Origin of the sequence: Thiomicrorhabdus xiamenensis (genome assembly GCF_013282625.1) — a bacterium.
Lineage (GTDB): Bacteria > Pseudomonadota > Gammaproteobacteria > Thiomicrospirales > Thiomicrospiraceae > Thiomicrorhabdus > Thiomicrorhabdus xiamenensis.
In genome coordinates, this window is the sequence record NZ_CP054020.1 from 1911311 (window position 1) to 1934832 (window position 23522).

A 23522-nucleotide genomic window follows, 5' to 3' on the forward strand; every position below is an offset into this window, starting at 1 on the left:
AAATATGGGGTTTATATTCGCATTAAAGCCGGCAACTAGCAAGGCTTAGCATCACCTGATACAGCGGAATTTTGGGTTGATTGTGATGAATCAACTTTTGCCTGTTTCTGCTCACGTCGGCGACGTTTAAAAAAGTGACGGATTTTCTCGGCGCACGGTTCCTGTAAAACGCCAGCAGCAATCTGGCACTGATGATTGAGTTCCGGTGCCTGCAACAGTTGAAAAACCGATCCTGCCGCACCCGTTCGCGGATCAGGGGCGGCATAGACGACCCGCCCTACACGCGCATGCACCAAAGCACCGGCACACATAGGACAAGGTTCCAGCGTCACGTACAGCGTGGTATCGACCAAACGATAATTATGCATGGCAGTGCCGGCATTGCGCATCGCAACCACCTCAGCGTGTGCCGTCGGATCGGAATCGGTAATTACCCGGTTCCAGCCTTCCGCGATCAGCTCACCCTCGGCGACAATAACCGCTCCAACCGGCACCTCACCGAGCTGCTCCGCTTTATCCGCCAACTCAAGCGCATACTGCATCCAGAAAGCATCCTGCTGCTCTTGAGATAAATCTTCATGTACTTGCATAAACAAAACTTTATTTAGATACAAAAAAGGCCTTCTACAAAAATTTATAGAAAGCCTATTATTCTGCCGATCATTTCTAACTAAAACGGATTTAGTTCGAGGCGTAGCGCGCGAAGTTTATCGTGAATAAACGAGCAAGCTACAACAAAGAAATAAACCGTTTTAGGACGAAATTATTCCCACTCGATGGTTGCCGGCGGTTTTGACGAGATATCATAAGTTACGCGCGTAATACGCGGAATCTCGTTAATGATGCGTCCGGAAACATGTTCCAGAAACTCATACGGCAGGTGCGCCCAACGCGCGGTCATAAAGTCGATTGTTTCCACCGCGCGCAAGGCGACAACATAGTCGTAACGACGTGCATCGCCAACCACACCAACCGATTTAACCGGCAGGAAGACGGCAAATGCCTGCGAAGTTTTATCATAAAGATCCCACTTATGCAGTTCTTCGATAAAGATATGATCCGCAAGACGCAAAATGTCCGCATACTCTTTTTTCACTTCGCCAAGAATACGTACACCCAGACCTGGTCCCGGGAACGGATGACGATACACCATATTATATGGCAGACCTAAAGCGACCCCCAGTTTACGGACTTCGTCCTTAAACAGTTCGCGAAGCGGCTCAATCAGAGACATCTTCATATCTTCCGGCAAACCACCAACATTGTGATGTGACTTGATTACTTTCGCTTTACCGGTTTTCGAACCGGCCGACTCGATCACATCCGGGTAGATGGTGCCCTGCGCCAGCCAGTTGACGCCTTGCAGCTTGGCAGACTCTTCATCAAACACTTCAATGAATTCACGTCCGATAATCTTACGTTTCTCTTCCGGATCCGTTTTACCGGCAAGTGCGCTCATAAAACGATCTTCAACATCGGCACGAATCACACGGATGCCCATATTCTCCGCAAACATCGCCATGACCTGATCACCTTCCTGGTGACGCAGCAGTCCGTGGTCAACAAATACACACGTCAGCTGATCGCCGATTGCTTTATGCAACAGAGCGGCAACCACAGAAGAGTCAACACCACCGGAAAGCCCCAACATAACCTGATCGCTACCTACCTGCTCGCGAATACGCTTAATGCTGTCGTCGATAATATTTTCGGTCGTCCAAAGTTTTTCACAGCCACAAAGATCGACAACGAAACGTTCGATCATGCGCTTACCTTGCTTGGTATGCGTCACTTCCGGGTGGAACTGAATACCGTAGAAATTTTTCTCTTCGTTCGCCATACCGGCAATCGGGCAGTTCGGCGTAGACGCCATCAGTTTGAAACCTTCCGGCAGCGCATCAACGCGGTCCCCGTGCGACATCCAAACATCCAGCATGCCGTAACCTTCCGGCGTCACTTCGTCCTCGATATCAATCAGGAACTTGGTGTGACCGTGCGCACGAACCTGAGCATAACCATACTCATGTTCCAGCGCATTGATAACCTGGCCGCCCAGTTGCTGAGCCATAGTCTGCATACCGTAGCAGATCCCCAGAACAGGAACACCCAGCTCGAACACCACCTGTGGCGCAACCGGCGCATCATCACCGGTAACGGTTTCCGGACCTCCGGACAGGATAATCCCTCTCGCTCCGAATTTTTCCACGTCGGCCGCATCGATATCCCACGGTTCAACTTCACAATAAACACCGATTTCACGGATTCGGCGGGCTATCAGTTGCGTATATTGAGAACCGAAATCAAGAATCAGGATGCGGTGCTCATGAATATTTTGTTGTGACATATTTTTATTCCAAAATCGCTTTGTTATAAAACAGACAAGGCTTTTGCAGTGATCCTGCAAAAGCCTTGCATAAGCTTAAGAGTTCACCAATCGACTAGATGCGATAGTTCGGTGCCTCTTTAACAATCGTAACATCGTGTACATGGCTTTCCGACATACCGGCAGAAGTGACACGAACAAAAGAAGGTTTCTTATTCATAGTCGGGATATCTTTACAACCGGTATATCCCATCGCCGAGCGCAGACCACCTGCCAACTGGTGAATAATCGGAGAAAGCGGACCTTTATAGGCAACACGACCTTCAATCCCTTCAGGAACCAGTTTGTCTTCCGCGTTCGACGACTGGAAGTAACGGTCCGAAGAACCGGTCGGCTGAGCCATAGCCCCCATAGATCCCATACCGCGGTAGGACTTATAGGCACGACCTTTCAGATATTCGATCTCACCAGGAGATTCTTCGGTACCGGCAAACATTGAACCGAACATACAAGCCGAAGCACCGGCGACGATCGCCTTGGCAACATCGCCGGAGAAGCGCATACCACCATCTGCGATCAGAGGCACACCGGTGCCTTCCAGTGCTTTAGCAACATTCGAGATCGCCGAAACCTGTGGCACACCGACACCGGCAACAATACGAGTGGTACAGATCGAACCAGGACCAATACCAACCTTAACACCATCTGCACCAGCCTTGACCAGATCAAGAGCCGCTTCTCCGGTTGCAATGTTCCCGCCGATAACCTCAATTTGCGGATAATTCTGTTTAACCCAGGCAACACGATCCAATACACCTTGCGAATGACCGTGGGCAGTATCGACGATAATGACATCAACGCCGGCTTCAACCAGCGCTTTAACGCGATCTTCAGTTTCCTTACCGGTCCCGACCGCAGCACCAACACGAAGACGACCTTCGGCATCTTTACTGGCGTGCGGGTGATCAGAGGATTTCATCATATCGGAAACGGTGATCATTCCGCGCAGTTTGAAAGCATCGTTGACAATCAGAACACGCTCGATACGGTGCTGGTGCAACAATTCAAGAACGTCCTCACGGCTGGTGCCTTCTTTAACCGTTACCAGTTTTTCTTTCGGCGTCATGATTTCTGAAACCGGCAGAGACATGTCGGTAACAAAACGGATATCACGGCTGGTAACAATACCCACCAAGTCATCACCGTCCATAACCGGTGCGGACGAAACGCGGTTATCTTTGGTTTTGATAATCACTTCTTCAACGGTCATATTTTTCTGAACCGTAACCGGATCGGAAATTACACCGTGTTCAAATTTTTTCACTTTGCTGACGGTACGCGCCTGCTGTTCGATGGTCATATTCTTATGGATGATACCGATACCACCTTCCTGTGCCATTGAAATGGCCAGGCGAGCTTCAGTAACCGTATCCATAGCGGCAGAAACGAATGGAATATTTAACGTAATATTTCGAGTCAGTTGAGTTTTCAATGACACATCTTTAGGCAACACAGTCGAGTGCGCAGGAACCAAAAGAACGTCATCAAAAGTGAGGGCTTCTTGCAATATTCTCATTTCTTTCTACCTTATACAAAAGCTTATAGGCTAATTAGTTATTTTTCTAAAACCAGCTGAAATCTGCAGTAAAAACGAACAGACCGTTAAAAATCAATCACTTAGATTAATTTCTCTTGGTTTGCTATAAGAAAAATAACCCCAATATTTTAAGTTAACGGCTATTATAAAGATTGACACGGACGGGGTAAACTTAATAACGTATGCATCTATGTAAAAAACAGTGAAAAATTGCTTTGAAACAGCCATTCTTCACCGCTTACTACATAACAGACATAACGAGTAGCTAAAAAAATCAAACAGCTCAAGTTAACTGAGTTTGGCCGTTTCAAAAAAACAGGAACGCGACCAAAACTCAAAATAACATTTTGGAGGACGACGAATGAAAAAATTACTAACTGGTGTAGCTCTAACGCTTGCAGTATCAGCTTTTAACTCAGCGGCTTACGCGAGCACTGATACCGATGCAATGATGGATAAAGCGGCACAGCTACACAGCCAAGCGAAAGACGGCGGTTTTGTCTGGAAACAGAAAAAAATGAAGCAGCCTTACTTCGACACTTATGCAGCCCAGTACGAAGAAGCCAAGAAAAAAGGCGACATGAAAAAAGCGCAAACTGCTGCTGAATTCGCACTGAAAACAGCTGAAGGCGAAGTTCGCCAGATGACTGCAGAAGTCAAAGCAGGTTGGGAAAAATAATCTCCTCCTGACTGACATCACCGATGTCGATTATAAAAAACCCGGACTGCTCCGGGTTTTTTATTGCCTGTTTATTAACGGCTCCCCCTTTCTATCCACAGCCTACTTTCCCTTTAGATGGGTATCATCGCTGAAGCTGCATAACCACTCCGGTTTCAATGCCACTATGGCCGCAATCAACATCCCATTCACAAACCCTTCCGGCGTAGCCATCATCGGGATAAACGGAAAATACTGTTGTGCCAGATAGTCAAAACTGTGCACCTCGTTCAACCCCATGATCAGACCGCCCAATAACAGCGCAACGACAACACCGATACCGGCAGCCAAAAAAGCGTTGAAAAAAACATACACAAAGAAGTTCTGCTCCAGATAACGCTGGCTCAAGCGCAACATCCCCTGAGTAATGGCAATCGGCACAATTCCCATCAGAATGGCATTCACCCCCAGACTCCACCAGCCCAAATCGGAATAAAAAGTGACACCGAGAAGCGCCAGCAGCATTCCCATAAAGGCGAACTGAACGCCGAACATCAGGGTCATCAAGGTCATTAATAGAAAATGGAAGGTGATGCCTTCACCCAAACTGGCCCCGAGCTGCCAGATTAAAAAGACCGCCAGCGAAACGAACAGCCAGATATTCTGCGCGCCGCGATCATCCTTAACCTTAAACCACGGAGCCGTCCTTAAAGACCAGATCAACATCGCCAACAGACTCAACCAGCCAAAAACCAGCAGACTGAAACTTAACTGACTGGAATAGAGATTCATTTACAGACTCCTAAATCAAGCTTTGCCGCATAGAAGCGGCGGGATTACGGTTTTTCAACAAAGAGCACGCGCTTAGGTACAATAAGCTCTCAATGAAAACACGAAATTGAGCACAACCGAACCATGCCTTTCAAAATTATTTTTGCGATGCTATACGATTTTATCCTACTTTGCGCCATCTGGTTTGCGGCCAGCATTCCTTTTGTGCTTTGGCAGGGAAGCGGAGAATTCGCCACCAACGATAAAATCAATCTGGCCTTTCAGATCTACCTGATCGCCATCACCTATCTGTACCTGACCTACTTCTGGACACAATCCGGACAAACGCCCGGGTTACGAACCTGGAAACTGCAACTGCAGCGTGAAGACGGTTACCTTCTGACACGGCACAACGCCAACCTGCGTTTTTTGCTTGCGGTTCCGCTGACACTCTTTTTCGGCCTGACCCTGATCGGTTTTATTACTCCGAAAAAACAACTTTTGCACGACCAACTGGCAAAGACTAAAATAGTGCCCATTTCAGATTAAGCAATTCAGGACAAGTAATGCCAACCCTAATTATTCACAGCCCGACGCTCAACGATGCGCAACACACCCTACTGAAATCCGTCGGTGATTTACAAGCTTGCAACAATCACTATCGCATTACATGCGATGAGATTGATGCCGAAAAACTGTTTGAGTTGCGCCAAGAGTCGGAACTCGACATCAACCTTTTACCGGAAGGTTTCGATGGCACCCAGGTGAAACTGTTGATCAGCGATATGGATTCCACTTTGATTTCAATCGAATGCGTCGATGAAATTGCCGATTTTATGAACATCAAAGACAAGGTATCCTCCATTACCGAAGCAGCCATGCGCGGTGAACTGGATTTCGAAGGCTCGCTGACTCAGCGCGTCGGACTGCTTAAAGGGCTTGACTACAGTGCTCTGGAACATGTGTATCAAGAACGCCTGACACTGAACCCGGGCGCGGGAGAATTAATCAGCGGACTGAAAGATAAAGCGATCAAGTTTGCACTGGTTTCCGGAGGCTTTACCTACTTCACCGACCGTTTGAAAAGCAAATTGGGCTTGGACTTTGCACGCGCCAACGTTCTGGCGGAAAGCGACGGTAAACTCGACGGGACAGTCGTCGGTGGCATTATCGGCGCTCAGGCGAAAGCGGACTTCTTGAATGAGCTGTGTGCGGAGTTGAACATTTCGCCAAACCAAGTGATTGCCGTCGGCGATGGCGCCAATGATTTATTGATGATGCAAGAAGCGGGACTCAGTGTTGCCTACCACGCCAAACCGGCGGTACAAAAACAGGCGAGCACTTCTCTAAACCATCGTGGTCTTGATGCCATTCTCGACTTCCTGAGCTGATGTAAACAATAGTCTATTCAGTCCAAATAAAAAAACCGCGCTCTGGAATCCCAAAGCGCGGTTTTTTTAACGAAAGCCTCTTCCCTGAGGCCCAATTGTTAACGATCAATCAGGAGAACATTGCCTTCTCAACTTCCTTAATCGCAACAACGATGAATTTACCTAGCGCAGAATCATAACCAGGCCACTTGCTGGCAACATCCTTCATAAAAGGCTTATCCATAATGATCGGCTTCATTTCAAAGTCCGATAGACCTTCATCGTAAAGCTCTTCTACTGAGGTATAGATCGTCTCCATGAACTCGATACCTTCATTGATAAGCGATACATCATCCGCCTTGCCGTGCATCGGAACGAAATGCTTGATATCCATCTCGGCCATTTTGCTCAGCCCGTCGATGGTGCCGCGGTAAGAACCGTCTTCCATGTTCGCAACACGGCGCATTACCATATCGCCGGTATAGACAAGCTTGTCGGTAACCACTTCAACCGCCAGATCGGAAACAGTATGCATCTGACCGAAGTGATGGATACGGAACTTCACGCCACCCACTTCAAACTCTTCACCGCCCGCAAAGGTTTTATTCGGCAGAGTAATCACCGTACCGGTAATCTTGTTATTGGTATTGGACTGCATAAAGTCAAACCAGAACTTATCCTGACCGGATTTCAAGTTATCGATACATAGCTGATGAGCATAGATCTCAACATCCGGGTTTGCCTCGACGAAAGCGTGATTCCCTAGCCAGTGGTCGCCGTGAAAATGCGTGTTAATTAGCTTAACAACCGGTTTATCCGTCACTTTCTTGATTTGACGAAGCACCATCTCCCCGATCTGCACGGAGCTACCGGTATCAACCACAACCACTCCGGCGTCTGTTACTACAAATCCTGGGTTAGAGAACATACCGAAGTTATCCGGAGTCGGGTGCGGACCCATTGCCGGAATCATATAACAATGCTCTGTGACTTTGACCGCATCAATATCAGGAACCTTTGGCCCACGGAACTCTTCGAGATCCTGAGAAGCATACAGTGGACGCAATGCCGATGCACCAACCAGACCGGCACCCATTGCAAAAGCGGACTTAAAAAAATCACGACGTTTCATTAAACTCTCCTAATCGAAAATTTGTAACTGGCCACGGTAACCGCTTGATGAAAAGCACCGTTGACCGAGATAACCCGACGATTTTATCACCATTCGCTATGAGCTGCAGAAAACCGAATTAACAGAACTGAAACCGCAAAAAGAATCTTAATAAAATGTGGAGGAAGAATGACACCTCATCCATATTTTTTTCAACACAGCGCGCAAAGTTTAATTTATAATCATTCTCATTTCTAAATAACAGTATAAAAAACAACAATGGAACTATTAAAAGCCTATCTGGATTACGCCGTTTTTGGAATTTTAGGCCTCATGGGATTTATTGCCCTGTGGGTCACTTTACAGAGAATTTTCTACTACCGTTCCGTCAAATGGCAGGATTTCCAACACGCCGAACACCTGAATATTGCATTGACCAAACACCTGACGACCCTTTCGATCGTTGGTGCCAATGCACCGTACGTCGGTCTTCTTGGAACCGTACTGGGTATATTGATCACTTTTTACGACCTCGGACAAGGCCAGAATCTGGATACCGGAGCCATTATGCTTGGTCTAGCCCTTGCACTGAAAGCAACCGCGGCCGGGATTGCCATCGCCATCCCAAGCATCATGGCCTATAACGGTCTGGTTCGAAAAGTGGACGTCATTAACGCACAGTTCCGCGCAATGAAAACCGACACTAACCAGTAATACGCCAAGGAAACTCCAATGAAACGCTTTGACAATATCAATGTCATTCCGCTGATTGATGTCATGCTGGTTTTGCTGGCGATTGTACTGACGACCGCCAGCTTCATTGTGCAGGATAAACTCAATATTGAATTGCCGAAAACGGAAAACACCGAGTCTTATCAACCTAATACGGAATTAGACCCTCTGTCATTGGCAATCGACCAGAACAACCAGATCCTTGTTAAAGAAGAAATCCATAGCACGGAGCAACTGGCTTCCGTGTTTGCCGCTCTGCCAAAAGAACAGGCGATTACGCTCCGCGTTGACCAGCAGGCCAATTTCGGTACTTTCGTTGAAGTCGTTGACCTGCTTAAAGGCCAGAACCTTAACAATCTAACAATTCTTACAGAAAAAAAATAATCTCATCTCATGCGCCGTTGTTCTCTTTTAGCCACCCTGTTAAGCAGTTTCATCTATCTGCTGATTATCGCCGTCGGTATCTGGTTATGGATGAAGCCAGTGGAGAAACAACAGCAGGCGCTTAAACAGGTCGATATCAATCTGGCGATGTTTGCCGCACCTCAGCCGCAACCGGAACCTAAACCGGAACCTAAACCGGAACCTAAACCGGAACCTAAACCGGAACCTAAACCGGAACCTAAACCGGAACCTAAACCAGAGCCTAAACCGGAGCCTAAACCGGAGCCTAAACCGGAGCCTAAACCGGAGCCTAAACCGGAGCCTAAACCAGAGCCTAAACCAGAGCCTAAACCAGAGCCTAAACCAGAGCCTAAACCAGAGCCTAAACCAGAGCCTAAACCAGAGCCTAAACCAGAGCCTAAACCAGAGCCTAAACCAGAGCCTAAACCAGAGCCTAAACCAGAGCCTAAACCAGAGCCTAAACCAGAGCCTAAACCAGAGCCTAAACCAGAGCCTAAACCAGAGCCTAAACCAGAGCCTAAACCAGAGCCTAAACCAGAGCCTAAACCAGAGCCTAAACCGGAGCAGGAGACGCAAGAGGAACCGATTTCCGAACCTATCAAGCCGATTGAAGCGCAACCGGTCACCGCTCAGACGGCAAAGCCAATCGCCAAACCCAAACCGATGCCGCCAAAGTTCAATGCTCAGCAGATCGCCTCAGCCGAAAATGCTTATTTGCAGGCGCTGCGCCAGCAGATCATGCAATACGCGCAAGATACTTACCCGCGCCGCGCCAAGCGCCGTCATTGGGAAGGTGAAGCGCTAATCAGTTTCACATTATATGCAGATGGGCGCATTACCGATTTGAAGCTGGTTAACAGCTCTGGACGAGACATCCTCGACAAAGCAGCCCTATCGATCATTACCGAAAAAATGCGCTCACAATTCAAGGCCTTTCCGGAAGCAATCGGTCGCGACAGCTGGCAAATACGCGTTCCTGTCAGCTATGAGCTGCGCTAAACCTGATTTCAACACTCAATCAAATCGGTGCTGAATCAGCCCGGCTGTTAAAAATTTGCTAAACTATGCCTTTTTTGAATTCGCAGGAAAAAGACATGGACTTTACTGTGCCGAGCAAAAGCATTGCCGAAGTACAAGACGATCTGGTAAAGCGTTTTACCCACTTTGCCAATCCAAAAGATCGCTATCGCTACCTGATCGACATGGGAAAAACCCTACAGGGAATGGATGAGAGTTTTCAAACCGAAGAGAATCGTATCCACGGCTGTCAGTCGCAGGTATGGATTCATATTGAAGAAAACGACGGCCGCCTGTTTATGCAAGCCAAAAGCGACGCCGCCATTGTCTCCGGTCTGATCGCCCTCCTGCTACGTGTCTATAACGGACGAACGCCTGAAGAGGTTGCAACGGCGCCTTTAGACTTTCTTGGCAAAATCGGCCTGTTGCAACAGCTCTCGCCGAACCGTTCGACCGGTCTCTACCATATGATCAAGCGCATTCAGTCTGAAGGTAAAAAACGTATCGCGGCTTAAACGTCGAATCCGCAGCTCCGGGCTGCGGTCAACTTTTCTAACATTTCCCTTAAAAAAACCACTCCCGGACTTCATCCGCTCAGAATTTATCGGTATGCTTTTAACTCGACCTAAAAGACATCATCAGATAATCAAAAAAGGATGGAGAATCGAATGTCCTACTTAAAAAACAGTCCGAATGCAGAAGGCTATTTTGGTGAATTTGGCGGCGCATTCCTGCCACCGGAACTAGAACCCCATTTTGCCGAGATCAACAAAGCCTATCAGGAGCTGGGACGCTCGGCGGACTTTCTGAATGAACTGAAATACATCCGCAAACACTATCAGGGGCGTCCGACGCCGGTTTATTAAGCGCATAATCTGAGCAAGGAAGTCGGCGCGCACATTTACCTGAAACGTGAAGACCTTAACCACTCCGGTGCCCACAAGCTGAACCACTGTATGGCTGAAGCACTTTTGGCTAAACACATGGGCAAAACCAAACTGATCGCCGAAACCGGTGCCGGCCAACACGGCGTGGCACTGGCGACCGCCGCGGCCTATTTCGGAATGGAATGCGAAATCCATATGGGCGAGATCGATATTGCCAAAGAAGCTCCGAACGTCACTCGCATGAAACTGCTCGGCGCAACGGTCGTTCCGGTTTCTTTCGGCGGACGCAGCTTGAAGGAAGCGGTCGATTCCGCATTCCAGTCTTATGTTCCACAGGCTGATACGGCGCTCTTCGCGATCGGCTCGGTTGTCGGGCCGCATCCGTTCCCGATGATGGTACGTAACTTCCAGTCGGTTGTCGGGCATGAGGCGCGTGAACAATATCTTGAGATGACCGGAGAACTTCCGGATCAGGTGGGTGCCTGTGTCGGCGGCGGTTCCAACGCCATGGGAATGTTTGCCGGCTTCATCGAAGACGAAGGCGTCGGCCTGAACGGCGTCGAGCCGCTGGGTAAAGGTACCAATCTGGGTGAACACTCGGCCACCATGACCTACGGAAAACCGGGCATGATTCACGGCTTTAAATGCCTGCTTCTATCAGATGAGGAAGGCAATCCGGCTCCGGTTCATTCGATCGCGTCTGGACTGGATTATCCCGGCGTCGGTCCGGAGCACTCCTATCTTAAGACCTCCGGCAAGGTCAACTACCACGCCGTAACGGATCAAGAGACTCTGGATGCATTCTATAAGCTATCGCGCATGGAAGGAATCATCCCGGCGCTGGAAAGCTCGCACGCCGTTGCCTGGGCAATGAAACACGGTCAGGAGAATCCCGGCAGTACCATTCTGATCAACCTGTCCGGCCGTGGCGATAAAGACATCGACTACGTCGCCGACAATTTCGGAACCGGCGAATAAGTTCTTTAACACAGAGGCGCTTACAATTTTGCTTTGTAGGCGCTCACCGCTAATGTAATTTTCAATTCCTTACAGACCCAGTCAATAAAATAAAGAACCCGTTTTTACAACATCTGATTCTGTGAAATCAGATACAGCATGCCCAAATTGAGTAAAACGCTCAACCAAAAACCCACTCTAAACGAAATCTTTTTTGTCTTATGCCGATAGCGCTGCTGCGCCAGGATCGCGCCAATCCAGCCACCCGAAACATCGATTAGATGCAACATATTCTCCGGCAATCGCCAAGCCTTTCGCTGCGCAGCATCTTTGTCATACCAATAGAAACTAAAAGACAAAAGACTCATCAGTACATAGACGGGCACAACCCAGATAGTCAGCAAGCCGCTTAAGACAAGATAGATCATGGCAATTAAAAACAGCGCGATAAAAACAAACCCAACATAATTTATTGAAGAGCCCTTTTGTTGCTTTAGGTAATCGCCATAAAGGATCGCATTTTGCGCACACGGCCGCCCCTGCTTATCACGCCCGACAACAAAACTGATTTTCTGCCCCTGCTCGGGACGCCAATCGAATTCTTTAATATGTATAAACAATTCTTTGGCATTACTGTCGGGTTTTACAAAACCATAACCCTTTTGCTCATTCCACTTAACAATTGACCCGGTTAATCTCATTAAAAACGCCACCTGTAGATTTCAATAACAAAAATCTACCATTAATTAAGCCTGCAAAACGATAAAAACAACCGCAAATAAAAAACCCCGCTAAGAATCAACTTGCGGGGTTTGTATTGCAGCCGGTTTATACCCGGCCAGCGAATTCGAATCGGTAACGATTACTGAACGCTTAGCATTGGCGCAACAATCTGGTTTACCAGAACAATTGGAGCCACCAGCAACAGAGCGCCAATAATGCCGTATTTGATCAATGAACTATTTTTTCTTGTGTTATTTTCGTTGTTGTTAGACATGTCAAAACTCGCTTGTCAGTTTAAAAAAGCGACAATATATAACATTCACTTATTAAATCTTATTTAATTTATTTATCAATCAAAAAAATAATTAAATACCCTGACCATCCCTACCCGTTTACCTGGATCTTTAGCAAGCTGTCTTCTAAAACCCACCCATAACATGCAATAAAAAACCCCGCGAAGGCAGACCTTGCGGGGTTCCATCAGAGCCGGTTTACGCCGACTCAAATATCCGTATAGTGGATTAAGCGACTTTAAGCTGATCCTGAGTAGTCGCTTCCAGCTTGGCGATACGGTCGTTCAAATCAGGGTGCGACTTGAACAGGTCACCGAATGAAGACGGTGCTGCCGAGATACCGAATGCCGCCATCTGGTCAGGCAACTGTCCAGGCTGCATAGTCTGCAGGCGACGCAGAGCGGCAATCATATTCTCTTTACCGGCAAGATAAGCACCGCCGTTATCGGCATGGAATTCACGGTAACGCGAGAACCACATAGCAATGATACTGGCCAGAATACCGAACAGAATCTGCGCTACGATATCGGTAATGATAAACGCCCAACTATGCCCCTCTTCTTCGTTCTTAAGTACAACGCGGTCAACCACATAAGCGACGATTTTCGCGAAGAAGATAACGAAAGTGTTCAGCACACCTTGAAGAAGCGCCATCGTCACCATATCACCGTTGGCAACGTGTGCCACCTCGTGACCCAGAACCGCTTCGACTTCGTTACGCTGCATAAAGCGCAACAGACCCGTAGAAACGGCAACCATGGAGTTGTTTTTGCTCATACCGGTCGCAAAAGCGTTCGGTTCAGGCGAGTCGTAGATCGCAACTTCCGGGCATTTAATACCGGCTTTTTCCGCCTGACGACGAACCGTCTCGACCAACCACTGCTCGTCAGCATTGCGCGGTGTTTCGATGACTTGTGCACCGGTAGTCATTTTCGCCATCCACTTCGACATCGCCAAAGAGACAAAAGAACCGGCGAAACCGAAAATCAAGGCAAACATGAACAGGTTACCCAGATTCAGACTGGTTCCCTGCATATAGTTACCGACCCCTAAAAGGTTCAGCATAATCATTGCAACCGCGATGACCGCAATGTTTGTTAACAGAAATAAACCAATTCGCTTCATGAAACTCTCCTTAGCCGTTGGTTATGAACTCACTTATCAAGAAATATGTATGACTAATATAAGGTTTTTCTATAACCTTTCAAGCCTTTTGAACATTATTATCTGCTGATTGTACCGATTCGGCGGATTTTAGCGAGTATCAAGAGTGACAAAATTCGCTTAAACCCTGACAAAATCTTGAAGCAACAAAAAACGGGGTGACGCCAAAGCAGTTCACCCCGTTTCATCCGTCCGTTACGACAAGTAATTTAGCTGTTCAATTTCTCTTTCAACAGCTTATTGACCTGCCCCGGATTGGCCTGTCCGCCGGATGCTTTCATTACCTGACCGACAAAGTAACCCATCATCTTCTCCTGACCACCTTTATAGGCTTCAACCTGAGAAGGATTATTGGCCAATACTTCGTCAACCATCGCTTCAATCGCACCGGTATCGGTAATCTGCTTCAGACCTTTGGCTTCGATAATCTCATCGGCACTTCCCTCACCTTTCCACATAGCGTCAAACACCTGTTTGGCGATCTTACCGGAGATCGTATCGTCCTGAATACGGTTAATCATGCCCGCCAGCATCTGTTCACTGATCGGAGAATCCGCAATATCCAGACCCGCTTTATTCAGCGCTCCCGCCAAATCAGACGTAATCCAGTTGGCGCAGACTTTAGCGTCTTTGCCTCCAGTATGCTCCAACAACGCTTCGAAGTATTCCGCCATGGCGCGTGACGAAGTCAGCACACCGGCATCGTACTCGCTCAACCCTAAGTCAGCCACATAACGCGCACGCTTGGCATCCGGCAACTCCGGCATGGTCGCACGTACTGCATCAATATCTTCGTCGGTAATGCGTACCGGCAACAGGTCCGGACAAGGGAAATAACGGTAATCGTTGGCTTCTTCCTTGGTACGCATTGAACGCGTGGTATTGGTTTCCGAATCGTACAGACGGGTTTCCTGAACCACCTTGCCGCCGCTTTCGATCAGATCGATCTGGCGCTCGATTTCAAACTCAATCGCTTTTTCGATAAAGCGGAAAGAGTTGATATTTTTCAGCTCGGCACGCGTCCCCAGCGGCTCGCCCGGACGACGAACCGACACGTTGGAGTCGACACGGAAAGAGCCTTCCTGCATGTTTCCGTCACAAATCCCCAGGAAAGTCACCAGTTCGTGCATTTTACGGGCGTAAGCGACCGCCTCCTGCGCCGAAGACAGATCCGGCTCGGAAACGATTTCCAATAGCGGCGTACCGGCACGGTTCAAATCGATCCCGGTCATCCCCGGTACGATCCCGTGATTCGATTTGCCGGCATCTTCTTCCAAATGCGCACGGGTCACACCGACACGTTTGGTTTCACCGTCAACCTCAATATCCAGATATCCTTTACCGACGATCGGATAGTCCATCTGTGTGGTTTGGTAACCTTTCGGCAAATCCGGATAGAAATAATTCTTACGGTCAAAAACCTGTTTTTTACCCAGCTCGGCATTCAGAGCCAAGCCCAGCGCAATCCCCTTATCGATAACCGCATGGTTTACCACTGGAAGCATTCCCGGCATACCCAAATCAACCGCGCAGGCCTGGCTGTTCGGTGCCGCACCATAAGCGATTGACGCGCCTGAAAAGATTTTTGATTTGGTGGTCAACTGAGCGTGAATCTCAAGACCGATTACAACTTCCCAACTCATTAAATTCTCTCCCTGCGCTTATTGGTACTGTGCTGGCGTTTGTTTGTGCCAGTCGGTGACTTGTTGGAATTGGTGCCCGATATTCAGCAGCTTCGCTTCCGAGAAGTAAGGCCCGACAATGTGCAAGCCTACCGGACGACCGTTGGCAAAACCGGCCGGAACCGACATCCCCGGGAAACCGCCAAGGTTAACCGGAATGGTATACAGATCCGCCAAATACATGCTGGTCGGATCATCGGTTTTTTCACCGATATTAAACGCAGGCGTTGGTGCAACCGGCCCCATAATCACATCACACTGTTCGAAAGCATTCGTAAAGTCATCACGAACCATACGGCGCAGACGTTGTGCTTTCAGATAGTATGCATCGTAGTAACCCGCCGACAGCGCATAGGCTCCGACCATAATACGACGCTTCACTTCGGCACCGAAACCTTCGGCACGCGAACGCTTGTAAAGGTCTTGCAGATCGGCAGGGTTCTCACAACGGTAACCGAAACGCACACCGTCATAACGCGACAGGTTAGATGACGCTTCCGCCGGAGCCAGAACATAATAAGAAGGTACTGCCAGGTCTTTGTTCGGCAGACTGACCGGAACTGTCGTCGCGCCAAGTTTTTCGATCTCGGCGATCGCATCTTTTACCACTTTCTCAACTTCCGGATCCAGACCGTCACCGAAGTATTCAGCAGGAACACCAACTTTCAGACCTTGCAGTGAATCCCCCAGATTCGCCGCAAAGTCCGGACGTTCCATCTCCAGACAGGTTGAATCACGCTGATCGAACGCGCTCATCGCGTTCAACATCCACGCCGACTCTTCCGCCGAACGTGTCATAGGCCCGGCCTGATCGAAACTGGATGCGTAGGCAATAATCCCGAAACGCGACACGGTTCCGTAAGTCGGCTTAATCCCGGTAATCCCGCAGAAACTAGCCGGCTGTCGAATCGAACCACCGGTATCGGTACCGGTCGCCATAGGCGCCAGGTTCGCCGCGATAACCGCCGCCGCTCCACCGGAAGAACCGCCCGGAACCGCATTCAGATCCCAAGGGTTTTTGGTCGGGCCGTAGTACGAGCTTTCCGATGAAGACCCCATTGCGAATTCATCCATATTGGTTTTACCCAAAATCGGCATTCCCGCTTTTTTCAGCAAGGCAACAACGTGCGCATCGTAAGGCGCGATAAAGTTGTCCAGCATTTTCGACGAACAGGAGGTTTTAACGCCGTCGGTACAGAAAATATCTTTATGCGCGACCGGAATACCCGTCAGGACACCGGCGGAGCCGTTTTTCAAACGCTCATCCGCTTCGCGCGCCATTTCCAATGCCAATTCAGGCGTCACCGTGACGTAAGCATTCAGTTCCGGATCAAATTGAGAGATGCGGTCCAGATAGTGCTGTGTCAGTTCGACACTGCTGATCTCGCCCGCATGGAGCTTTTCGCTCATCTGTTTTACGCTTAGAGTGTGTAACATGCTTTTTCTCTTATCATTCAATTACTTGCGGAACAAGATACATATCTTGCGCAGTGGCTGGTGCAACGGCCTGAAGTTTCTCGTGCTGATCCGTTTCGGTAACCTCATCCGTGCGTAGACGCTGCGTTACCTCGTGCGGATGCGCCATAGGCTCTACACCGTCGGTATTGACCGCTTCCATCTGCGCAAACAGATCCAGCACCTTACTCAGTTTTGCAGAGACTTGCTCTACTTCATCGTCTGCGACATCAATCATCGCCAAACGCGAAATATATTCCACTTCGCTTTTTCCAATAGACACTTCGACACTCCCAATCTGGAAATTTGATATGGCCCGCGACCTTACCTTTACGGCCAAAAGCCGTAAAAAGCGACGAAAATACGCAAGGCCACGCCGGGCAAAAAATAACGCAATAAAATACCATAAAACCGCCTTCATATACAGTCCGGGCGAACGGACTTTATCTGAAAACCGGCTTTATTCCGAAATGAGCTTCGCTTAAGCGCTGGGCAAACTTACGCAGGAAATCAAAAGCCCTCGGGCTAAGATCGAATTCTTTTACAAAGCGCCATCAAACATAAGCATTTTATAATACAAACAGCAGCCAACTGAATACCTTAGCCAATCCTCCTATTGCCGATCGATCACGCTTGGCTTGCGCCCTATTTTTCTCATCCGTTTTACACAGAGAATACTTCTACCCTCAAATTAATTCAGTTAGAATAGGCCAATTGTTTAATTTTGACCGACATCAAGGATTCACCATAATGTTTCGCAAATTAATGGGGCTTTTCTCTAACGACCTTTCTATCGACCTTGGAACCGCCAACACCTTAATCTATGTCCGCGGTAAAGGCATGGTACTGAATGAGCCTTCAGTCGTCTCGATTCGCAACAATCATCGCGGGAGCGGCATGCGTTCGATCGTCGCCGTCGGTGAAAACGCCAAAATGATGTTGGGTAAAGAGAATAAAGACATCGAAACAGTCCGTCCTATGAAAGACGGTGTCATTGCCGACTTCGAAGTCACTGAAAAAATGCTGCAGTCTTTCATTCGCAAAGTACACGAAGCGAAATTTTTTCAGCCTAGCCCTCGCGTTCTGGTCTGCGTTCCTTGCGGCTCAACTCAAGTAGAACGCCGTGCAATCCGCGAATCCGCTGCAGGAGCCGGCGCACGTGAAGTTTATCTGATCGAAGAACCGATGGCAGCCGCCATCGGTGCCGGTATGCCGGTTTCCGAGCCGACCGGTTCCATGGTTGTTGATATCGGCGGCGGCACGACCGAAGTCGCCACCCTGTCGCTGAACGGGATTGTCTGGTCGGATTCCGTCAAAGTCGGTGGTGACCGTTTTGACGATGCCATTATTAAATATGTGCGTCGTAACTACGGCATGGTCATCGGTGAATCGACTGCTGAACGCATCAAAAAAACCATCGGTACCGCTTACCATGAAGTTAATCCGCAAACGATGGAAGTTCACGGCAGCAATATGGCCGAATCGGTTCCACGTCGCTTCACATTGAACAGCAATGAAGTTCTGGAAGCACTGCAAGAGCCGTTGCAGGCGATCATCAGCTCGGTTCGCACCGCTCTGGAAAACACTCCGCCGGAACTGGGTGCCGATATCGCTGAACACGGTATTGTTCTGACCGGCGGCGGCGCGCTTCTGCGCAATATCCACACATTAATTTCCGAAGAAACAGGTATTCCGGTGATTATCGCCGATGATCCTTTGACCTGTGTTGCTCGTGGTGGTGGTCGTGCCCTCGAGCTGATGGACGAAAAAGGTCTTGATGTCTTCTCTTTTGACTAAACCGTCAATTCAGGAGTGACCTATCAAGCATTCGGCAACAACCCCTCAGCAGGAAGCCATTCACTTTCTCGTGGCCTTCATTCTCTCCTTGAGCGTGATTGCTGCGGATCGCTATGGCGATTTCATGGGCGACTTTCGCAGCGCCCTGCTGACGCTGCTCGATCCGGTTGAGCGTATCGCTCAAGCGCCGAAACTAATCTACGACAACCTGACCACCGACTTCACTTCGTATGACGAACTGAAACTGGAAAACGAGCGTTTAAAAGCCGAACTGCTGTTGCTTAACGCAAAACAGCAGCAGCTGCTCAAGATGGAACAGGAGGTCGGTCGCTTACGTGCCCTGCTTGGCACAACGGGTCAAGTCAACAATGCCACCTTTCAGATCGCTACCGTTAACTATTTCTCCAATAATCCTCTGTCACAATTTATTACCATAAACAAAGGCAGAATGGATGGGGTTCAACCCAAACAGACGGTCATTGACGCGAAAGGAATTATCGGCCAAGTGGTTACCACAACGCCGAGCTCCTCACGGATATTACTGATTACCGACCCGGCACATCAAATTCCGGTACGCATTCAGCGAACGGGGCAGAGAGGCATCCTCAGCGGAAGCGGGTATGATGCGACTCAACTGAACTTTATTCCTAAAAGCAGCGAAGTCCGCGTCGGCGACCTACTGGAAAGTTCCGGACTCGGCGGCGTTTTTCCGTCCGGCTATCCGGTTGCAGTGGTGACAAAAGTCATCAGTCAGGACAGCGCTCCTTATTATGAAATTCATGCCAGCCCGCTCGGCGAACTCCATCAGGCGCAACAGGTACTGATTCTCAAGCAGTACCGGGATTCACTGACGGAAATTAAAACGCAACCAAGCGAGACTTCGGAACAGGACGCGCAGAAGGAATCCAACGCCGAAACGGAACAAACCAAAGCCACCGAAAATTAAACGGGTGTCACTTCTGACAGGATAGAAAGAAACGATTATGGGTGATAATTTTATTTACATTTCCAGCCGTCAGGTGCGCTGGCTTATCGTTCTGAGCTTTGTCTTTGCCCTGATTCTGGACAGCATCAATATCATCGGCCAGAACTACCTGTTCCTACCGCCCTTCACCCTGTTGGTGCTGCTGTACTGGGCCGGTCACTTTCTCGACTATACCTATATGGGTACCGCTTTTGCCATAGGCTTGTTCGCCGACACCATCTATCAGAACACTCTGGGTGTGCATGCGCTGATCTATGTCGTTCTTACTTTTGCCATGTTGCGCCACCGCCTGCGTTTCCGCGGCTATACCATCTGGCAGCAAAGCCTCAATATCGTCGGTTTCTGTTTTATTTACCAGATCATGCATCTCTTCACTCTGGCTCCAAAGCTTGACGATCAGCAACAGCTTGCCTACTGGATTATGCCGTTGGTCGGCGGTGTTTTATGGGCCTTGATCGCACTGTCGCTCAACCGCCTGAGCCAGCAGAATGTGACTGAAAATTAAGTTCACCGTCACTATGCAAGAAAGACTGGAGTTCAGCACCGATCGGGAAAACCAGAGACGCAAACGTCAGTTTCGCCAGCGACTGATTGTCGCGTTTGTCTTTACCGCTTCGCTGTTTCTGTTTCTCATCGGACGCATGGCCTACCTGCAATGGTTTAACTACGAGCGTTACCACGGCCTTGCTGAAGGGAACCGTATCTCGATTGAGGTTTTGCCTCCTACCCGCGGTAAGATTTATGACCGCAACCATGTACTGATTGCCGATAACCAACCGGTTTTCGCGATCAAGATGATCCGTGAGGACATGGACGACATCGATCTCTTTGAAGAAGATTTAAAGAGCATTCTCAGCGACTATCCGACGGAACGACTGGATAAATTTTTCGATAAATTCCGCAAGGGACGCCGCGCAAAAACCTATACTCTTCCGTACACACTGAACGAGCAGGAAGCAGCGCGTTTTGCCGTCATCAGCCACAAGCACCCGGGCGTCACTCTGAGCAGCCGCCTAAAACGCACTTACCCATTTAAGGACATCGGCGTGCATGCCATCGGCTATGTCGGTCGCATCAATCAGAAAGAGCTGCAAAAACTGGATGAAAAACGCTACCGCGGCACCGAGATTATCGGAAAATCCGGAATCGAGAAATACTACGAAAATATCCTGCACGGTTATCCCGGCGTACAACAAGTTGAAACCAATGTCCGCGGCAGCGTACTGCGCAAACTGGAAACTACTCCGGCCATCAGCGGACAGGACATTCATCTGACGCTGGACATCACCCTGCAGGAATTTGCCGAAAAACTGATGGGCGAAAGACGCGGCAGTATCGTCGCAATAGATCCACAGAGCGGAGAAATTCTGGCGTATGTCAGCACGCCGACGTTCGATCCGAACCTCTTTGTTGACGGGATTGATGCCAAAACCTACAGACAACTGCTTAACGATCCGAACCGGCCGTTCATCAACCGCGCGATAAACGGCCAGTACCCTCCGGGTTCGACCATCAAGCCGTTTGTCGCTCTGGGTGCCATCGAAAACGATTACATTACGCCGACCAAAAAGGTCTACGATCCCGGCTATTTTGAGTATAAGGGGCATCGATACCGTGATTGGAAACGCTGGGGCCATGGCTTGGTCGATATGCACAAAGCGATTGCCCAGTCCTGCGATACCTATTTCTACGAACTCAGTCTCGACATGGGAATCGATGCCATCCATGACGCCATGGCCCCATTCGGTTTCGGCGAGCGCAGCGGAGTGGATATCCCCGGCGAATCCAAAGGAATTCTTCCCTCGCAGGAATGGAAACGCGCGGTCAAAGGCAAACCATGGTATCGCGGTGAAACGATTATCTCCTCGATCGGCCAAGGCTACCATCTCTCTACGCCACTTCAATTAGCACGCGCCACCGCGATCCTGGCTAACCGAGGTAAACAGATTACACCTCATCTATTGCAAAAAATGCAGGATGAGTTCGACGCGCCCATGCAGATCGAAATCAAAAAAATCGAAAACTGGGAAAAAGTTATCCAGGGCATGGTCGCGGTCATGCACGGCAAAACCGGAACCGCGCGCCGTTACGGTGCCGATCTGCCTTTTACCATGGCAGGCAAAACCGGAACAGCACAGGTTTTCAGCTTGAATGAAGCAGACTATGATGCCGCCAAACTGGACAAATCGTTGCATGACCACTCGCTGTTTGTCGGCTTCGCGCCAGTCGAAAGACCGCGCATTGCCGTAGCCGTCATCGCCGAAAACTCCGGAAGCGGCTCGAAAACTGCGGCGCCGATCGCCGTCAATGTGATAAAACGTTATTTAAGACCGGATCTGCCCCTCACGCCGATACCGGCAGAAGCAGGATATGACCGATGAAAATAGTCGATCAAAGCGAACAAATGTATCGTAGAAACCGCGGTTTCCTGAACCGTCTTCACCTCGACGGCCTATTGCTTCTTGGCATACTGCTGCTTTTGAGCACCAGCGTCGCGGTCGTTTACAGCGCCTCGGGCGGCGATTGGGATGTAACCCAGCGACATATTATTCGTGTCACTTTCGCTCTCGGGTTAATGGTGCTTTTTGCGCAGATTAAACCTTCGCTGATCTTCCTGTTCACCCCTTTTCTGTTTCTGTTTGCTCTGGCACTGCTGATAGCGGTGCCACTTGTCGGGGAAATCGGCAAAGGCGCCCAGCGCTGGCTGGAGTTCGGGCCGGTTCGCTTTCAGCCATCGGAATTGATGAAAGTGGTCCTGCCGATTATGGTCGCCTGGATTTTCGCCCACAGCAGCTATCCACCGAGTTACCAGCGCATCGTATCAGCTCTTTTGGTCATCGCGATCAGCGCCGGACTGATCGTCATTCAGCCGGATCTGGGGACCTCCCTATTGATTGCCATGTCCGGTCTATTCGTCATTTTCTTTGCCGGGCTGCCGTGGAAACTGATTTTCGGCGCTCTGCTGCTGGCAGCAGCCAGTGTTCCGATCGCTTGGGAATATATGCATGACTACCAGAAGCAGCGCGTTTTAACCTTTCTGAACCCCGAGTCCGATCCTTTAGGCGCCGGCTACCATATTATTCAGTCGAAGATCGCTATCGGCTCCGGAGGCATTGAAGGTAAAGGCTATCTGGGCAGCACTCAGGCGCATCTGGAATTTCTTCCGGAAAGTACCACTGACTTTATTTTCTCGGTGCTTTCCGAAGAGTTTGGACTGATCGGCGTCATTCTGTTACTGGCCATGTATCTGTTCGTTATCGGTCGCGGACTCTATATTGCCGCCAGCGCACAGGATCAATTTACCCGCCTGATCGCCGCCAGCCTAACGATGATTTTCTTCGTCTATGTCTTCGTCAATATCGGCATGGTCAGTGGGTTGCTGCCGGTTGTCGGACTTCCGCTTCCGCTGATCAGTTACGGAGGTAGCTCGCTGGTTACGCTGATGATCAGCTTCGGAATCATGATGTCGATTCAGACCCACCGTAAGATGTTAACCGAGTAAGCAAACTCGACTTTTTACGCTTCAAGGGTTTTGTCATTAATGCACTGAGGTTGCATTTAGGTTTTGCGACAAAATATGGTAAATTAGCAAACA

General features: G+C 49.2%; 23 protein-coding genes and 1 pseudogene. 13 read left to right on the forward strand and 11 right to left on the reverse strand.

What is annotated here, in order from left to right; translation table 11 throughout:
* Window positions 1-35 precede the first annotated feature (35 nt).
* The 3 genes from tadA to guaB form a co-directional block, all read right to left on the reverse strand.
* Window positions 36-590 carry a tRNA adenosine(34) deaminase TadA gene (tadA, locus tag HQN79_RS08790; protein ID WP_173285686.1) on the reverse strand — a complete coding sequence of 185 codons (555 nt, stop codon included), beginning with the start codon at window positions 588-590 and terminating at the stop codon, window positions 36-38.
* 173 nt (window positions 591-763) lie between these two features.
* Window positions 764-2344, reverse strand: a complete 1581-nt coding sequence (gene guaA / locus HQN79_RS08795) for a glutamine-hydrolyzing GMP synthase (protein ID WP_173285688.1) — start codon at window positions 2342-2344, stop codon at window positions 764-766.
* Between the two features lie 94 nt (window positions 2345-2438).
* Window positions 2439-3899: an IMP dehydrogenase gene (gene guaB / locus HQN79_RS08800; protein ID WP_173285691.1), complete on the reverse strand. Its 1461-nt coding sequence runs from the start codon at window positions 3897-3899 to the stop codon at window positions 2439-2441.
* 382 nt (window positions 3900-4281) lie between these two features.
* On the opposite strand from guaB, the gene HQN79_RS08805 reads away from it, so the two are divergent.
* A complete protein-coding gene (locus HQN79_RS08805) occupies window positions 4282-4599 on the forward strand; it encodes a hypothetical protein (RefSeq protein ID WP_238843345.1) in 318 nt (105 codons plus the stop codon).
* Between the two features lie 102 nt (window positions 4600-4701).
* On the opposite strand, the gene HQN79_RS08810 is transcribed toward HQN79_RS08805, so the two are convergent.
* Window positions 4702-5370: an energy-coupling factor ABC transporter permease gene (locus tag HQN79_RS08810; protein WP_173285693.1), complete on the reverse strand. Its 669-nt coding sequence runs from the start codon at window positions 5368-5370 to the stop codon at window positions 4702-4704.
* A gap of 123 nt (window positions 5371-5493) precedes the next feature.
* On the opposite strand from HQN79_RS08810, the gene HQN79_RS08815 reads away from it, so the two are divergent.
* Window positions 5494-5898: an RDD family protein gene (locus HQN79_RS08815; RefSeq protein WP_173285695.1), complete on the forward strand. Its 405-nt coding sequence runs from the start codon at window positions 5494-5496 to the stop codon at window positions 5896-5898.
* 17 nt (window positions 5899-5915) lie between these two features.
* Window positions 5916-6740, forward strand: a complete 825-nt coding sequence (gene serB, locus HQN79_RS08820) for a phosphoserine phosphatase SerB (protein ID WP_173285697.1) — start codon at window positions 5916-5918, stop codon at window positions 6738-6740.
* 109 nt (window positions 6741-6849) lie between these two features.
* Here the strand turns inward: serB and HQN79_RS08825 are convergent, their stop codons facing one another.
* Complete coding sequence (locus tag HQN79_RS08825; RefSeq protein ID WP_173285699.1) at window positions 6850-7851, reverse strand: MBL fold metallo-hydrolase; 1002 nt, start codon at window positions 7849-7851, stop codon at window positions 6850-6852.
* 258 nt (window positions 7852-8109) lie between these two features.
* Between HQN79_RS08825 and exbB the strand changes: the two genes are divergently transcribed.
* From exbB to trpB, 5 genes and pseudogenes are all read left to right on the forward strand, one after another.
* Window positions 8110-8544: a TonB-system energizer ExbB gene (exbB, locus tag HQN79_RS08830; RefSeq protein ID WP_173285701.1), complete on the forward strand. Its 435-nt coding sequence runs from the start codon at window positions 8110-8112 to the stop codon at window positions 8542-8544.
* Window positions 8545-8562: 18 nt separating this feature from the next.
* Window positions 8563-8946, forward strand: coding sequence for an ExbD/TolR family protein (locus HQN79_RS08835; RefSeq protein WP_173285703.1), 384 nt, complete (start codon window positions 8563-8565; stop codon window positions 8944-8946).
* Window positions 8947-8955: 9 nt separating this feature from the next.
* Window positions 8956-9966: an energy transducer TonB gene (locus HQN79_RS12130; RefSeq protein WP_173285705.1), complete on the forward strand. Its 1011-nt coding sequence runs from the start codon at window positions 8956-8958 to the stop codon at window positions 9964-9966.
* Window positions 9967-10061: 95 nt separating this feature from the next.
* Entirely contained in the window at window positions 10062-10499 is a 438-nt protein-coding gene (locus HQN79_RS08845) for a SufE family protein (protein WP_173285707.1), read from the forward strand.
* 153 nt (window positions 10500-10652) lie between these two features.
* A pseudogene (trpB, locus tag HQN79_RS08850) lies at window positions 10653-11849 on the forward strand (tryptophan synthase subunit beta).
* 104 nt (window positions 11850-11953) lie between these two features.
* Here trpB and HQN79_RS08855 read toward each other — a convergent pair.
* The 6 genes from HQN79_RS08855 to gatC all read right to left on the reverse strand — a co-directional run bounded on the left by HQN79_RS08855 (window position 11954) and on the right by gatC (window position 17428).
* Window positions 11954-12541 carry a DUF1294 domain-containing protein gene (locus tag HQN79_RS08855; RefSeq protein ID WP_173285709.1) on the reverse strand — a complete coding sequence of 196 codons (588 nt, stop codon included), beginning with the start codon at window positions 12539-12541 and terminating at the stop codon, window positions 11954-11956.
* Between the two features lie 149 nt (window positions 12542-12690).
* The gene (locus HQN79_RS12135; protein ID WP_275284661.1) at window positions 12691-12825 is read right to left on the reverse strand and encodes a hypothetical protein; all 135 of its coding nucleotides are present in this window, start codon (window positions 12823-12825) and stop codon (window positions 12691-12693) included.
* Window positions 12826-13072: 247 nt separating this feature from the next.
* Window positions 13073-13969, reverse strand: a complete 897-nt coding sequence (gene htpX, locus HQN79_RS08860; protein WP_173285711.1) for a protease HtpX — start codon at window positions 13967-13969, stop codon at window positions 13073-13075.
* Between the two features lie 248 nt (window positions 13970-14217).
* Window positions 14218-15651: an Asp-tRNA(Asn)/Glu-tRNA(Gln) amidotransferase subunit GatB gene (gene gatB / locus HQN79_RS08865; RefSeq protein WP_173285713.1), complete on the reverse strand. Its 1434-nt coding sequence runs from the start codon at window positions 15649-15651 to the stop codon at window positions 14218-14220.
* Between the two features lie 18 nt (window positions 15652-15669).
* On the reverse strand, window positions 15670-17127 hold the full coding sequence (gene gatA / locus HQN79_RS08870; protein WP_173285715.1) for an Asp-tRNA(Asn)/Glu-tRNA(Gln) amidotransferase subunit GatA: 1458 nt from the start codon (window positions 17125-17127) through the stop codon (window positions 15670-15672).
* A 13-nt stretch (window positions 17128-17140) separates the two neighbouring features.
* Window positions 17141-17428 (reverse strand): Asp-tRNA(Asn)/Glu-tRNA(Gln) amidotransferase subunit GatC, encoded by a 288-nt coding sequence (gene gatC / locus HQN79_RS08875; RefSeq protein WP_173285717.1) that lies wholly within the window; start codon window positions 17426-17428, stop codon window positions 17141-17143.
* 467 nt (window positions 17429-17895) lie between these two features.
* On the opposite strand from gatC, the gene HQN79_RS08880 reads away from it, so the two are divergent.
* Genes HQN79_RS08880 through rodA form a run of 5 tightly spaced genes read left to right on the forward strand, consistent with a single transcriptional unit; the run spans window position 17896 to window position 23429 of the window.
* Window positions 17896-18942: a rod shape-determining protein gene (locus HQN79_RS08880; protein WP_173285719.1), complete on the forward strand. Its 1047-nt coding sequence runs from the start codon at window positions 17896-17898 to the stop codon at window positions 18940-18942.
* Between the two features lie 58 nt (window positions 18943-19000).
* Complete coding sequence (mreC, locus tag HQN79_RS08885; protein ID WP_173287054.1) at window positions 19001-19888, forward strand: rod shape-determining protein MreC; 888 nt, start codon at window positions 19001-19003, stop codon at window positions 19886-19888.
* A 37-nt stretch (window positions 19889-19925) separates the two neighbouring features.
* Complete coding sequence (gene mreD / locus HQN79_RS08890; RefSeq protein WP_173285721.1) at window positions 19926-20432, forward strand: rod shape-determining protein MreD; 507 nt, start codon at window positions 19926-19928, stop codon at window positions 20430-20432.
* A 13-nt stretch (window positions 20433-20445) separates the two neighbouring features.
* A complete protein-coding gene (mrdA, locus tag HQN79_RS08895) occupies window positions 20446-22308 on the forward strand; it encodes a penicillin-binding protein 2 (RefSeq protein WP_173285722.1) in 1863 nt (620 codons plus the stop codon).
* The gene (gene rodA / locus HQN79_RS08900) at window positions 22305-23429 is read left to right on the forward strand and encodes a rod shape-determining protein RodA (protein WP_173285724.1); all 1125 of its coding nucleotides are present in this window, start codon (window positions 22305-22307) and stop codon (window positions 23427-23429) included. The genes mrdA and rodA overlap by 4 nt, the downstream gene beginning before the upstream one ends.
* The last annotated feature ends 93 nt before the right edge of the window (window positions 23430-23522 follow it).